The sequence below is a fragment of the Anabaena sp. UHCC 0204 genome, assembly GCF_009711975.1.
GTDB lineage: Bacteria > Cyanobacteriota > Cyanobacteriia > Cyanobacteriales > Nostocaceae > Dolichospermum.
The window spans coordinates 52,827-67,377 of the sequence record NZ_VIKW01000021.1 but is presented as its reverse complement, the minus strand read 5'-3'; the positions used below and the strand labels follow the sequence as shown (position 1 = coordinate 67,377).

Genomic DNA, 14,551 nt, shown 5'->3' with positions numbered 1-14,551 from the left:
ATTAACCGACATTAGAAACAGAGAAGGCTACAAAAATAACTCCTCCAACTAAAAGCGCCGCTGCAAGTCCTAAAATAATATAAGTCCGCCTTTGAGTGGTTGTTGGTGGTTCTGCTTGATAAACTTTGGGTTCTTTCGCAAAATTATTGAGAAGACCACCTTCTTCGTTTGTATAGGGCATGAAGTGATTCCTTATTATTTTCTTTTACTTAATGTTACATAAATTTTACATCACTCTCATAAAAATAAATAAATAGTTACATTACTCAAAGCTTCTGATATTTTGAATTATATCTTGACAAAATAAACAATTTGTGTTTACCTCTGTCATTATTCCTTCGCTATTCTGTTTTACCTTACTGCTAATTCAGGAAGAGAATTCTTACCTAATTGAGCGCGAATTTTAGTTACATGATTATTTGTAATAAAATTTTTGTTACACTGTTAATAGTGATTTATATTTTTGAATCTAAATCGAAACATCATCATTATGCAAAGAATTTCTATAGAAAATTTTGGCCCTGTGAAAAAATTTGAGGCTGATGTAACAGATGTAATGCTGTTAATTGGTCCCCAAGCAAGCGGTAAAAGTACAATTAGTAAATCAATTTTTATATTTAAATCTCTTAAAGATGAAATACTTAACCATATCTATGCCTATAATCTAGAAAATCTTCCAGATCATCATCATGTATTTTTATTATTAAACTTTATCAAATTTAATTTTTTACAATATTTTGGATTAAAACTAGATTGTAAATCATTTTGGTTAGAATATCACTATTCAAACGAAAAGCATATAACAATTCATAAATATATATCCGAAGCTTCTCTAGATATAGAATTAAGCTTTTCCTTAGAAAATGAATTAAATTTACTAATTACAGAAATTTTAAATTATAAAATAATCTCTAAAGAGCAACAAAATAATTTTAAGTCATTAGAAGAACTACGAGAACTAGAATTAAATAGAAGATTACAGTTTAATTATTTTAAATCACGCATTGATAATATTTTTGAGGAAACACACTCTCATGTATTTATTCCTGCAGGTAGAAGTTTGATGTCTACATTAACCGAACAACTACAAGATATCAAAAATCCAGATACATTAGACTACTTTACACAATCTTTTGTAGAGAGAATTAATTTATTAAAAACTTACTTTACAGATGATTTAAACACGCTCATTCAAAATAAAGATGTTGCTTTAAATTTAGGTGATAATTTATCAAGATTATTAAAAAAAATCCTCAAAGGTGAATATAGATTTAATGCTGATATTGATAAAGAAAGAATTTATTTCAATAATAACCAATATGTTAAATTACAGTATGCGTCGTCAGGACAACAAGAATCTGTGTGGATTCTGTTGCTGATATTTAGATATATTTTAGATAAAACGAGTGTATTTATGGTGTTTGAAGAACCGGAAGCACACCTTTATCCAGAAACCCAAAGTGATATTGTAGAACTGATTGGTTTATTAGCAAATGTTTATAACAATCAAATAATTATAACTACTCATAGTCCTTATATTTTATCTGCTTTCAATAATCTTTTATATGCTTATCAAGTAGGTAAAAATAAAGTTGGTGATGAAAGAGACGCAGTAGAAAGTATTGTTAATAGTAAAAGTTGGATTGATCCAAATCGTATTTCAGCTTACTTTATATCAGAAAATGGCTATGAATCAATTATTGATCAAGAACTAAAATTAATTCAAGCGGAAAAAATAGATAGCGCATCCAGTATAATTAATGACAAGTTTAATGACTTGTTCAATCTGGATGACTAACTATGTGTAACGATTTTTTCAGAGAAAGTGAATGTAAGGAATTTTGTGATCATAGAAAAACCATAGTTGTTAAAGATTCTGGTAATAAACAAGAGTATAGAGTTACCAATAAAAATGGTAAAGAGATTTGTAAACTTATGGTAGATGGTTGTTTAATTAAAGATGGGGAAAGATGTGATTACCTAATTTTATCTTGTGAAGATAAATCAGCCTTTTTTGTGGAGTTAAAAGGACATGATTTAAAAAAAGCAATTGGACAAATAGATTCATCTATCACTAAATTGAAGAATGAAATCAAAGAACTCAAAATTTATGCCCGTATTGTATTAAATAGAAATCCCACACCTGATATTAATAGTTCTATGGAAATTAAACTCAAGAAACGTCTTAAGCAACAAAATGGTAAAGATTTTGGTGATTTGATCAAGTATAAAAGTCAAGTTTTAGAAGAAAGTATTTGAAGATAATACAAACTTTTACTCCCAAAAATATAAATAATTGAATGAGATCAAAAATCCTATTTTACCTTGCTGCTAATTCAGGAAGAGAATTCATTTGTAATTGAGCGCGAATTTCACTAATTGGAACATTCCAAAACTGATCCCATTTTTGAGAGATCAATTTAACAGGAGTATGCGAACCTAAAGAGTAACCACGGGATATTTCCATCATTAAAGGTTTGAATTTATGAGGTTGATAAAGACTAATCAAAACCATGCCAAAACTTACTAACATGATGCTAATAGGCATAGGGGTTTGTGCTAAGACAAAAGCTTGTAAACCCAATTCACCCATAACATCAGTATCAAACCCAGTGACTACATGATAAATATCATGAGTAGTTCTCCAAAGCATCTTCAAATAAGAAATATCATCAACAACAGGAACTTTTTTATAGAAGTTAGGATCAAAGCCTTTAGCTTTCATTTCCTTAGCATAAGTATGACCTAACGTTCCTTCGGGAAGTTTGCTTAATTCATCTAAATTTATCGGTGCAGGTAGCCAACGTTCTGTAAATAAGGAGTTAATTTCAGGATTTTTTTTAAGTTCATCTACGGTTAAATGTGCTATTTCTGTTTGATCAAGTGCATCTTCAAAATCAAATATTGGATCAGTTCCATCATATTGGGTTTTTAATGCTCTTGATGCCAGAAATTGAATATAAGCTAGGAGTCCTTTATCGTTGTTATAGGTAATAAGATAATCCATCATAATTCTTCATTTATAAATAATGAAAATATACTCTTATTATTGGAGAGATGAGAAGTATTTTTCCTGTATCAAAAGAGAGATATATTTATATAATTAATTTTGCTTTTGGTAGACATAAAAAAAAGAAAAGCGGGCAAAATACCCGCTCCAAAAAATGATTTAAAACTAACCTGTAATTGTTCCCGTCAAAGGAGAACTAGCACTAGCGTAGTTTTTCATTGGCATTCTTCCTGATAAATAAGCCATCCGACCGGCTACCGTTGCTAGATTCATCGCATAAGCCATTGCTGGGGCATTCTGAGCCAGAGCGATCGCACTATTAATTAATAAGGCATCCGCACCCAATTCCATCGCCTCAGCAGCCTCAGAAGGCGCACCAATACCAGCATCTACCACCACAGGGATATTGGCATTTTCAATAATAATCTGAATATTGGCAGTAGTTTGCAGCCCTTGTCCAGAACCAATCGGTGCAGCTAAAGGCATAACTGTGGCACAACCCACTTCTTCTAACCGCTTGGCTAACATGGGATCAGCATTAATATAAGGCAATACAGCAAAACCTTCTTTAACTAACTGCTCCGCAGCTTGTAAAGTACCAATGGGATCAGGTAATAAATATTTAGCATCCGGTATCACTTCCAACTTGACAAAATTATTATCTTCCTGTCCTAATAACTTGGCCATTTCCCTTCCTAACCGGGCTACTCGAATAGCTTCTTCAGCGGTTTGACAGCCAGCCGTATTCGGTAACATCCAGATTTTACTCCAATCTAGAGCTTCTGCTAAACCTTCATGTCCTGGGGCGTTGGTTTGTACCCGTCGTACAGCTACCGTCACAATTTGACAACCACTAGCAGCGACACTTTGCTGCATTTCCTGGATATTGCGATATTTACCAGTTCCTGTCATTAACCGAGATTTAAAGCTTTTGCCGGCAATAATTAGGGGTGAATCTTGAACAGTTAGATCTAATAATTCTGGGTGACGGTGGCCGTTTGTAGCCGGAGTAGAATGAATCAACATCGGTGTAGTAGTAGATGACACAGCAGAAAAGCGGGAATAATGGAAATTAGCCAAAAGAGGATCTGCTTTTTGTTCGCAAATCAAATCAGCAATTAATGTAGCTGTGACTGGTGCAAGTAAAATACCATTGCGGTGATGACCAGTAGCCAAGGTTAAATTATCGCAATGACTATGACCTAAAATAGGTAATTCATCGGGAGTAGCAGGACGAAATCCCCACCAAAGTTCCTGAATCGGATAATTCTCTAATTGGGGATATAGCCGCATGGCTGATTGCAGTAAACTTTGAATCCCCCCCGGAGTATTATCGCCAGTAAATCCCACATCTTCGCTAGTTGCACCAATAATTATAGAACGCTCGCGTCGGGGGACAATATAAATACCTTCTCCAAATAAAACCCGCGTCAAAGGTAATTCAGTCAGAAAATTGGGAACTTGTAAACGCAGCATTTGTCCTTTCCGGGGACGCACTGGTACAGGTAATAATTGATTTGTCCAAGCACCAGTGGCTAAAAGATAATGGTCAGCGCGAAATAAACCTGTATTAGTTTGTACACCAATAACTTTTCCCTGTTGTTGAGAAATAGCTTCTACTGTAATTCCATCTTTGAAGACAACACCCAAAGACTCAGCCGCAGTCAGCAGCACTTTAACTAAAGCCTGATTATCAACTTGCCCATCTTCAGGATACCACCAGCCGCCAATTACATCTGTGCCTAAACCTGGTTGGTATTGGTTAATAGTATCTTTATCTAACCAGTTAGCTGGGGACTGGGAAGAAAAACATTCTCCTCTGCTCCTCTGCTCCCCTGCTCCCCTGCTCCCCTGCTCCTCTGCTCCTCTGCTCCTCTGCTCCTCTGCTCCCCTGCTCCCCTGCCCCCCTGCTTGTTGATAAACTGGTGCAAGAATACCACAAGGCCAATAACCAGTATTTAAACTAGTTAATTCTGTTAATTTTTGTGTCCAGTCTAAATATAAATTAAGCGATCGCCTACACAAAGACAACATCGCCTCATTCGTAATATTTTCCGCATCAGGAGCTAACATCCCCGCTGCGGCATGACTGGCTGCGGCAGTAAAATCACGTGACAGTACAGTTACATTTGCACCCCGCAATTTCAGTTCTACACCGCAAGCCAACCCGATAATACCACCACCGATAATTAAAACGTCATTAGTCATTACTCAGTAGGGGCGCAAGGCCTGCGCCCAGTCATTAGTCCTCAGTAAATAACTAATAACCTATCAGGGCTGTTATTTGGTAATTGGTAATTGGTAAAAAGAAATTAATTACCCATTACCCACTACCCAATCCCTTACCACAAAGCCCGAATTGGTTGTTTACCTTGATTAAGATTACTACTAGAATTTGAGCCACTCTGTGTAGTTCCAGTTTCATTAGAAAAACTAGAACTGTTATTACTACCACTTGTTGTTTCTTGTGTAGTATTAGAAAAATTGCCTGTATTCTCAGTAGAAGCATTACTTTGAGCTACACTGGTGCGGCGATTTTCACTAGAAGAATCGTTTCTGTTAATAGTTTCTGACTCGGTACTAAGATTACTTTCAGAATCATTCTTACTTGCAGAGCTATTAACATTAATATTAGCTGGGAGAACGCTGGATGCCCTGCGTCCAGGTGGTACATTAGCGCCTTGTTGTCCGCCCATAGGAAAATTAATTCCTAGTAACGTACCTAGCAAAATTGCCACGCCTCCAGCCATTAAAATTAAGGGTGTCCATCTACCCATCTTGTGTCTCTCCTTGTTAACCTTCTGGTGTCCAAACTATTTGAGAACCTTGACCCCAAAACCCATTAAATTTTGTTACTTTTACATTACCTAAAACCTGAGTTTGACAAGCTAAACGCAGGTCATTTGTAGGAGAATGAGGAGGAAGGGAACGCCGTGTTTGATCACGCCAATTCACTGCGGACACTTCGCCCTCTACCTTAACCGCACAAGTGCCACAAGTGCCAATTCCCCGACAATTGATGATTCCAGAACCGCCATTGTAGAGGTCAACACCATTTGCTAACAGAACTTTACGTAAATTGGCTTGGCTTTCACACTCAATTAATTTACCTTGAGCTATTACCTGGGGCATATTGAAATTACCAACATAGCTTTTTGTTGTATAGCGATCGCCAGCAAGGTGAGGATCTCAAGTGATAATGAAACTCGGATCACAACAGGGTTTTACTCCTGAATTCTGACTCCTGCTATATATTGGCACATCGCCACAAAGTTGTCTCTTAGGTGTCAGTTTTATGACCATAACTCCCTCAAATCAACTTTGGCTCTATGACACTACACTCCGAGACGGGACTCAACGGGAAGGACTATCAGTGTCTATAGAAGATAAGTTACGCATTGCCCACAAACTCGATGACTTAGGAATCCCCTTTATTGAAGGTGGTTGGCCAGGTGCAAATCCTAAAGATGTCCAATTTTTCTGGGAACTCCAAGAAAATCCCCTCAAACAAGCCGAAGTTGTCCCCTTTTGCTCCACCCGTCGCCCCCATACCAAGGCCGCAGATGAACCCATGCTGCAAGCGATTTTAGCAGCAGGTACGCGCTGGGTGACAATTTTCGGTAAATCCTGGGATTTGCACGTTACAGCCGGACTCAAGACCAGTCTGGAAGAAAATTTAGCCATGATTGGGGACACAATTGAATATCTCCGTTCTCAGGGAAGGCGGGTAATCTACGATGCTGAACATTGGTTTGATGGTTATAAGCAAAATCCTGATTATGCTTTACAGACATTAAAAGCAGCAATGACAGCCGGTGCAGAATGGTTAGTTTTATGTGATACCAATGGCGGGACTTTACCTCATGAAGTTTCGCAAATTGTGAAAGATGTCAGTTGTCAGTTGTCAGTTGTCAGTTGTCAAGAAAAAACTCTTTCCCAATCACCAACCCTTCGGCTACGCTCAGGGCAAGTCACCAATCACCAATTACCCATTCCCCAAATTGGCATACATACTCATAATGATTCAGAAATGGCAGTTGCTAATGCCTTAGCAGCAGTTATGGCAGGGGCAAAGATGGTACAAGGAACAATCAACGGTTATGGGGAACGCTGCGGTAATGCTAATCTGTGTTCTCTGATTCCTAATTTACAACTAAAGCTGGGTTATAGTTGTATCGGTGAACACCAGCTAAATCAACTTACAGAAGCTAGTCGTTTTGTCAGCGAAGTTGTCAATCTCGCACCTGATGAACACGCCCCTTTTGTCGGACGTTCGGCTTTTGCTCACAAAGGTGGTATTCATGTCTCTGCGGTTGAACGCAACCCTTTAACCTATGAACATATTCAACCAGAACTAGTCGGAAATCAACGCCGCATTGTCATTTCTGAACAGTCTGGTTTAAGTAATGTCTTAGCCAAAGCCCGAACTTTAGGAATTGAATTAGATAAGGATCATCCCCAAGCTAGACAAATTCTCCAACGCATGAAGGACTTGGAAAGTCAAGGTTATCAATTTGAAGCCGCAGAAGCTAGTTTTGCACTGTTAATGTATGAGGTTTTAGGACTTCGACAACAGTTTTTTGAAGTTCAAGGTTTTCAAGTCCACTGTGATTTGGTGGAAGTGAAAGAAACTACTAATTCTTTAGCAACGGTGAAGGTAGCTGTTAATGGTAAAAATATTCTCGAAGCAGCGGAAGGTAGTGGACCTGTCGCAGCTTTAGATGCTGCCTTGCGTAAGGCTTTAGTTAATTTTTATCCCCAAATTGCCGACTTTGAATTGACTGATTATAAAGTCAGAATTCTCAACGGAAATACAGGTACATCTGCAAAAACCCGTGCTTTAGTAGAATCTGGCAATGGTCAACAAAGGTGGACGACTATAGGAGTTTCTAGCAATATTTTGGAAGCTTCCTATCAAGCGGTAGTTGCAGGTTTGGAATATGGGTTATTGTTGCATTTCCAAGCAGAAAAGGCGTTAAAAGTGGAGACGTAAATAGATTTTTCTCCCTTTTACTTTCTGTCTGATAGCGTAGCGTGGCGAAAGCCATATCAAGATTGCTAAGTAGGTGGGCGTTAAAAATTGTCGTTGGGGCAAGGGAACAGAGAGCAGCGCGGTCTTGGGGTCTCCCCAAGTGGAGCGACTGCGGAGGAACAGGAAGAGAGTTTTGGCGATTTTACTTTTCTCCACATACCTTTAATTTTTTCTGTTCACCTACTTAGGATTTGAGGATGTACGGGATGAAGAGAAACATACATCACTGTTAATCCTTTCATTTTAAGGCGTTGGTGAATGAAGGTATGAATTGGTCTCACGCAAAGGCGCAAAGACGCAAAGATTAAGAGTTTCAGAAATGGAATTTTTGATTTTCATACCTCAATATGGCTATCAGCAATACCCGTTTTAAGCATCCTGATTCAGACAACTCAATTTTGTGGCTGTGTAATCATTAGCGTCCGGAATGTGAGTTTGATTTTGCAATAATGGACGGACAATTAAATACCCAGCCCCAAAACCAGTTATCATAATTAAGACAATAGTAATTACTAACCACCAACCATTTAATCCCTTTGTTTCTGTCTGCGGATAAGGAGAATAACGGACTTCTTGTTCTTCTATAAATACTGTTTCTGACACTGGAAAATTCATATCCATGATATGTACAGCCGACTCCTGACGAAGTTTTTGAGGAGGTGCAGCTTTTTTTACTTTTTCTTGAGGGGGACGATTAGCCTCTCGACGTGGAGAAGTGCCATTAACTAGAGGCTTGTTCGCATATTTTACATCCTTGTCACGAGGTATAGGTTGAGGCTGGGTTGGAGATGAAACCTCATTATTATTACGGTGAGGTGAATTTGTGCTAGGTGCTGAACTATCAACTAACTTTTGGAGTTCTAAACAAGACTGAATTACCTTAGTAATTTCTTGACGCAGTTGCTGATTTTCTTGGGATAATTTCTGATTATGATTTGTGACTACATCCAACTTAGCTTGGACCGCTTGTAAATCCGCTGTCAACTCCCGGTAAACACAAAGGGGAACTGAGGGAGATTGGCTGGTAGGTGGTTGACTATAGTTAGATCCTGTAGTTGTTTTCATGGATATTAGAGTATCAAAATACGGTAATTAGAGTAAAGGTAACAAGGAGCAGAATATATTTTTTTCTTCGATTATGCCCAAGAATAATGGAAAAAGGCATAAAAGGCAAAGATTTGGAATAGTAGAAATGTCCGAGCAATTTATGAACTGCCCTACTCATCAGTATGGTAGCTAATTATATGTTATTAATGCAACTTACTAAAAATTTTATTTTGTCAATAATGGGAAAAAATGGCCTACAGGTCCTTGTCCTTTACCAATATCTAGGGAGTAGGTAAGAGCATTTGTAACATATTCCTTGGCTATTTGCACTGCTGTCCATAAGTCTTTACCTAAAGCTAGATTAGCAGCGATCGCCGCTGATAAAGTACAACCTGTACCATGAGTGTTTTTTGTCTCTATTTGTTTCGTTGTCAAAATCTCCAACTGTTCCCCGTCAAACCAAACATCAACACCCCGCAAACTCCCAGACATTCCCCCACCTTTGACTAAAACAGCCTTTACTGCTAATTCCTTGTGCATAATTTCCGCTGCTGCTTGCATATCTGCTAAAGAAGCAATTTCTAACCCGCTTAAAATCTGCGCTTCATAGCGATTTGGTGTAATAATAGCTGCTTGAGGAATCAGCTTATTCCGTAGGGTTTGCACAGCATCATCATCAATTAATTGCGCTCCTGTGCGTGATACCATTACAGGATCAACTACTAAATTCTCAATATTGTAAGCTGTTATTTGCTGGGATACAGCCGTGATAATTTCTTGATTAAGCAACATTCCCGTTTTAGCAGCGTGGACACCAATATCCTCTACAACTGCCTGAATTTGAGCTACAACAGTATCTGAAGACATAGCATCAACACGGGTAACTCCTAAAGTATTTTGGGCGGTAATGCAAGTAATAGCACTTGTTCCGTGAACGCAATGAAAAGCAAATGTGCGTAAATCGGTTTGAATTCCTGCACCTCCACCACTATCCGAACCAGCAATGGTTAAAGCAACAGGAATAAAAGTTGTGTTTGTTATCATTATGAGAGAGTCTGATTATTTAAAATACATATATATTACTGTTTTATGTCCAGTCAATCTCCAGATGACGAAATTACCTTTTTACGTCAACGTGTTGCTGAACTTGAAAAAGTATTAGAACATCATCATCAATTGCAACAAGAAGTTGAAGAATGCAAACAAGCAAAGGCAGGATTAGAACAAGATTTACAAAAAACAGAAGAACAATCTTCTCTATTTAAAATGATCATTGAGAAAAGTCTTGATTGGATATTTGTCAAAGATCAAAACTATCGTTATCTTCTAGTTAATCATACCGTAGCTAATTCACTCGGTAAAACTATTGAAGAAATTATTGGTAAAGATGATTTGGAACTAGGTACTGCTGAAGAAATAGTATTTGGTAATCCCGACAAAAAAATTCGTGGCTTTCGCACAGATGATAAACTGGTTTTATCAGGTGAAACCATTCATAATCCTTATGATCCTGCACCCGACGGTGATGGTAATTTATATATTTTAGATACCCACAAAATCCCTTTACGTAATAGTAAAGGAGAAATTTTTGCTATATTGGGTGTCAGTCGTGATATTACAGATCGTCATCGAACTGAGGAAGAATTACGAAAATCAGAAAATCAATTGAGACAGCGCACATTAGAATTAGAAGAAACTTTAAAAAAGCTACAATGCACCCAATCGCAACTAATTCAAAGTGAAAAAATGTCTTCTCTAGGTCAATTAGTAGCAGGAGTTGCCCATGAAATTAATAATCCTTTAAACTTTATTCTTGGCAATCTTATTCACGCTGATAAACATAGCCAAGATTTACTAAATTTATTAAAACTTTATCAAATAAATTATCCACATCCCGTTAAAAAAATTCATGAACAAGCGGAAGTAATTGAAGTAGACTTTTTACAGCAAGACTTACCCAAACTTATATCTTCTATTAAAATTGGTACAGAACGTATTCAGCAAATAGTTGATTCTTTGCGGATATTTTCCCATCTTGATCAATCTGAGTTAAAACAAACTAATATTCATCATGGTATTAATAGCGCATTGAGGCTTTTGGAACATCGGCTGTATACTCAACTCCATATTCCCAAAATTACAGTTATTAAAGAATATGGGAATTTGCCATTAATTGAGTGTTTTCCAGGACAACTAAATCAAGTATTTATGAATATTTTAATTAATGCTATAGATGCTTTGGAAGGAATCGGAAGTCACCATACTAGATTACCAATTTCTGAACCCAAAATTTACATTTCTACTCAAGTATCTAATTCTGAGTATATCACTATCCGCATCGCTGATAATGGTTTGGGAATGTCCACAGAAATCCAACAAAGAGTATTTGATCCTTTCTACACTACAAAACCTGTAGGTAAAGGTACAGGATTAGGTTTATATATCAGCTATCAAATTATTAATGAACAACACAACGGTTCGTTAGAATGTATTTCTTCTCCTGGAAAAGGAACAGAATTTGTAATTAAAATTCCCATTCGTCAAACAAATTCTAAGAGGGAGTGGGGGTCATAAAATTGCATTATGAGTAATGGATATTAAAAGAGTTATACGTCATTATGCAAAACCTTAAATGGTTGATTTTTGGTTTCCCAGAGACGAATTTCCAAATATAGCTGAGTTTTACAAAAATAAACTACTTCATAAGCAAGTCGTAAATTACGTTCAAGACTATTTGCTTCAACATCAGCCGTTTTATTAGTTCCAATAGCTTTGCGTAAACCAAGTGATAGAATTTCTACTAAATCATGACCACAACAGACTTGCCAAGGATCTTGATTATTACTTTTTTCAGTAATTAGCCGGTTTTCTAAATCTTCATCTTTCAAGTAAAAAGCTTGAGATTTATTCTTGACTTCTTGAATTAGTTTCACTTCATTAAATTGCCAAGTTTTTTCATCAATAAATTTGCTAAAAGTTATACCTTCAAAAGTGAGATTCAATCCATCAGATTGAGAAATATAACGTAAATAACCAATTGCAACACCAACTGAAGTTAATACTTCTCTAATGTTTCGATTCAACTGGGTAATTTTTTCTTCAGAACCAAATTCACTAACTACTTTTTCTAAAGCAGGTGACTGAATTAACATAGTTTCCAGATCATGAGTATCGGTGAAAAGTAAATTAGGACTTGTGACTGGTGTATTTTGCAGACGATCAAAATCTGCGTCAACAATTGCTAAAACTCCCTGAAAATTTGATTTTTCCAAAATTTCTAAAATGTTAATAGCACGCTGTTTACTAGAAGGTTTTCCAGCAGTAATGACTAATTCACAACCTAATTTATCAACAAATCGCTCATAGAAAGTTTTATCAGAACTTCCTTCAACGAATAAGAAAGTTCCTGCATAAGTGCTACGTCGTAATCTTATTTGGTTAGCAACACGGTCAACGGTTAAAAATTCTCTCATTTTACCGGACCTTTCAATTCAACTGTTAAATCCCAGCGATCTTGTATTATATCTGGTGAATGAGTAGCGATGAGAATATCTAAATCAGTCAGCTTTGTAATCTCTTGCAAGTCCTTTAAAAACTGCACTTGCCAACCTACATGAAGAGATAATTCAGGTTCATCAATCAAAACTAAGGAATTAGGTTCAACTTTAAATAGTAGTTCATATAAAAGCACTAATTCATGTTGTTCACCTGATGACAAATCAGTTGGTGAAAGTATTTTTGAATCAGATAATGAAGAATCATAAAGTGTTGTAAAAGTGAATCCCTTTTCTTTGCTAAAGTTGATCTCTTTATAGGAAAATTTATTATTAATAATCTTCTTCAATAAATTAATTTTAGTCGCTATTTCGGTAAAAACATTTAGCTTTTTTTCTACGTCTTCAATATATACTGATAAAGCATTTTTTGTACTTTCATCTATGTCTTGTGGCTGAATTTGAAACTCTGAATTTTCATCTTGATCTAAAAGACCTACTTCTATCAGACGAGAGCGAGTTTCTTCAAGTTCATTGAGTTGATTACGCAGTTTTTCATCTGTTATATCTGATGATAACTGTTGTTTTACTACCCTCATGGGAAAACTTCTATCCAGAGATTGAGATATTGTTCCATATTCCTTAAACTTGTCTTGCATCAACTTGGCAAGTTCATCAGAATATGCAGATACAGTTGATAACATTGAAGGTCTTATATCATCCAACTTATCTTCTATACCGCTCATCTCTCTTGTCAGTTCATCACTATATAGAAGTCCAGTTGATAACATTGAAAGTCTTCTATCATCGCTTAATTTAGAATGACGATTAGGAAATACATTTAATAACCGTTGCGATTCTATAAAACGAATATGAATATTATTCTTTAACTTTTTTAACCATTCAACCTCTTCTTTTGATTTTACTATAGATGATATATAATCATATAATGAGACAGATTTATCTTCTGCACTTGGGAATTTTGGTCTAAAAGAAGTATTTTCTGGAGTAAAAGTATAAACCCATTTTTTAGCCGACGTATTCGGTTGATAAAAATTAAAAATAATATTATTCTCTATCTTTTCTCCATCATTATAATTTTTGATAATCTCAATATTACTACCATCATTAAATTCAACGCAAAATTTACTAAAGGGAATAGTTTCTAACTCCGAGTATTGGGAGTTAAAAAATCCATTTAAAATTCTCAACATGGCTGTTTTACCAAAACCATTAGGACCATGAATGACGGTGATTCTATCATCCATATTCAACGGAATTACATGATCAAAAATTCCGAATAAGCCATTAACGGAAATTTGCTTAATTCGCATAATAATTAACTCCCATATTCCTAAACTTTATCAAGCTTTATAGCTTCCTGATTTTTCACTATGTTTCAATTTGTAAATTCTTTAATGTCTCCTGTAAAAACTTACCCCATTTTGCTGCTAAGGGAACTTCTGTAAAGGGAACACAAATTGATTTAGTATTATTCAATAAAAACTCTAATTCAATTTTGCGACCTTTTGGGGGTGGATTTTCTATATCTACAGAATTACCATTTACCAAAAAGCGAATTTCTTGAACATCTAATAAAGAAAAAGTTTCTAAATTAATTGGTCCTTTAGTTGTGGGTTTTCCCCAAGTAATATCATTACCCTTTTGAGCTAATACTGCATAGATATCATATTTAGCCCGTTCAAATTCTTCTGCCCAAATTTGATATGTTTGGAGTTTTTTAAATTCCTGTGAACCTTGCCACGCTAACCAAAAAAATGCCACTAATAAAGGCAACCATAAAAGACCACGTTCCATATTAATTCGTAATACCTCTTTTAGAGGAGCTTTGCTAATGTATATTCCTTAAAATTATAACCGTTCTGGATTCAATCAGAATACCAAAGTCTTGAGTGGGAAATAATTTCAAGAATTGTTGCGGATTTCACTCAACTGCATACCCTTGTA

At 36.1% G+C, this 14,551-nt stretch carries 14 protein-coding genes; 4 read left to right on the top strand and 10 right to left on the bottom strand.

Going from position 1 to position 14,551, the window contains the following annotated elements:
* Position 1 precedes the first annotated feature (1 nt).
* Complete coding sequence (psb34, locus tag FJR04_RS17165) at positions 2 to 181, bottom strand: photosystem II assembly protein Psb34 (RefSeq protein WP_168496953.1); 180 nt, start codon at positions 179 to 181, stop codon at positions 2 to 4.
* Positions 182 to 490: 309 nt separating this feature from the next.
* Here psb34 and FJR04_RS17160 point away from each other — a divergent pair, with 309 nt between their 5' ends.
* Entirely contained in the window at positions 491 to 1,798 is a 1,308-nt protein-coding gene (locus tag FJR04_RS17160; protein ID WP_168496951.1) for an AAA family ATPase, read from the top strand.
* A gap of 2 nt (positions 1,799 to 1,800) precedes the next feature.
* Complete coding sequence (locus FJR04_RS17155; RefSeq protein ID WP_168496949.1) at positions 1,801 to 2,259, top strand: hypothetical protein; 459 nt, start codon at positions 1,801 to 1,803, stop codon at positions 2,257 to 2,259.
* 61 nt (positions 2,260 to 2,320) lie between these two features.
* On the opposite strand, the gene FJR04_RS17150 is transcribed toward FJR04_RS17155, so the two are convergent.
* The 4 genes from FJR04_RS17150 to FJR04_RS17135 all read right to left on the bottom strand — a co-directional run bounded on the left by FJR04_RS17150 (position 2,321) and on the right by FJR04_RS17135 (position 6,142).
* Positions 2,321 to 3,007 carry a Coq4 family protein gene (locus tag FJR04_RS17150; RefSeq protein WP_168497025.1) on the bottom strand — a complete coding sequence of 229 codons (687 nt, stop codon included), beginning with the start codon at positions 3,005 to 3,007 and terminating at the stop codon, positions 2,321 to 2,323.
* Positions 3,008 to 3,175: 168 nt separating this feature from the next.
* Positions 3,176 to 5,218: a glycine oxidase ThiO gene (thiO, locus tag FJR04_RS17145; RefSeq protein WP_168496947.1), complete on the bottom strand. Its 2,043-nt coding sequence runs from the start codon at positions 5,216 to 5,218 to the stop codon at positions 3,176 to 3,178.
* Between the two features lie 134 nt (positions 5,219 to 5,352).
* Positions 5,353 to 5,787 (bottom strand): hypothetical protein, encoded by a 435-nt coding sequence (locus FJR04_RS17140; protein WP_168496945.1) that lies wholly within the window; start codon positions 5,785 to 5,787, stop codon positions 5,353 to 5,355.
* Positions 5,788 to 5,803: 16 nt separating this feature from the next.
* Entirely contained in the window at positions 5,804 to 6,142 is a 339-nt protein-coding gene (locus tag FJR04_RS17135) for a 2Fe-2S iron-sulfur cluster-binding protein (RefSeq protein ID WP_168496943.1), read from the bottom strand.
* Positions 6,143 to 6,305: 163 nt separating this feature from the next.
* On the opposite strand from FJR04_RS17135, the gene cimA reads away from it, so the two are divergent.
* Positions 6,306 to 8,003: a citramalate synthase gene (cimA, locus tag FJR04_RS17130; RefSeq protein ID WP_168496941.1), complete on the top strand. Its 1,698-nt coding sequence runs from the start codon at positions 6,306 to 6,308 to the stop codon at positions 8,001 to 8,003.
* A 408-nt stretch (positions 8,004 to 8,411) separates the two neighbouring features.
* Here cimA and FJR04_RS17125 read toward each other — a convergent pair whose 3' ends face one another.
* A complete protein-coding gene (locus FJR04_RS17125; RefSeq protein ID WP_168496939.1) occupies positions 8,412 to 9,107 on the bottom strand; it encodes a hypothetical protein in 696 nt (231 codons plus the stop codon).
* A gap of 207 nt (positions 9,108 to 9,314) precedes the next feature.
* Positions 9,315 to 10,133: a bifunctional hydroxymethylpyrimidine kinase/phosphomethylpyrimidine kinase gene (gene thiD, locus FJR04_RS17120; protein ID WP_168496937.1), complete on the bottom strand. Its 819-nt coding sequence runs from the start codon at positions 10,131 to 10,133 to the stop codon at positions 9,315 to 9,317.
* 45 nt (positions 10,134 to 10,178) lie between these two features.
* On the opposite strand from thiD, the gene FJR04_RS17115 reads away from it, so the two are divergent.
* Positions 10,179 to 11,663: an ATP-binding protein gene (locus FJR04_RS17115; protein WP_168496935.1), complete on the top strand. Its 1,485-nt coding sequence runs from the start codon at positions 10,179 to 10,181 to the stop codon at positions 11,661 to 11,663.
* Between the two features lie 32 nt (positions 11,664 to 11,695).
* Here the strand turns inward: FJR04_RS17115 and FJR04_RS17110 are convergent, their stop codons facing one another.
* The 3 genes from FJR04_RS17110 to FJR04_RS17100 are packed head-to-tail and all read right to left on the bottom strand — an operon-like array spanning position 11,696 to position 14,401.
* Positions 11,696 to 12,562, bottom strand: coding sequence for a DUF4435 domain-containing protein (locus FJR04_RS17110; RefSeq protein WP_168496933.1), 867 nt, complete (start codon positions 12,560 to 12,562; stop codon positions 11,696 to 11,698).
* On the bottom strand, positions 12,559 to 13,917 hold the full coding sequence (locus tag FJR04_RS17105) for an AAA family ATPase (protein WP_168496931.1): 1,359 nt from the start codon (positions 13,915 to 13,917) through the stop codon (positions 12,559 to 12,561). Before FJR04_RS17105 ends, FJR04_RS17110 begins: the two co-directional genes overlap by 4 nt.
* Positions 13,918 to 13,975: 58 nt before the next feature.
* Positions 13,976 to 14,401: a hypothetical protein gene (locus tag FJR04_RS17100; RefSeq protein ID WP_168496928.1), complete on the bottom strand. Its 426-nt coding sequence runs from the start codon at positions 14,399 to 14,401 to the stop codon at positions 13,976 to 13,978.
* Positions 14,402 to 14,551 lie beyond the last annotated feature (150 nt).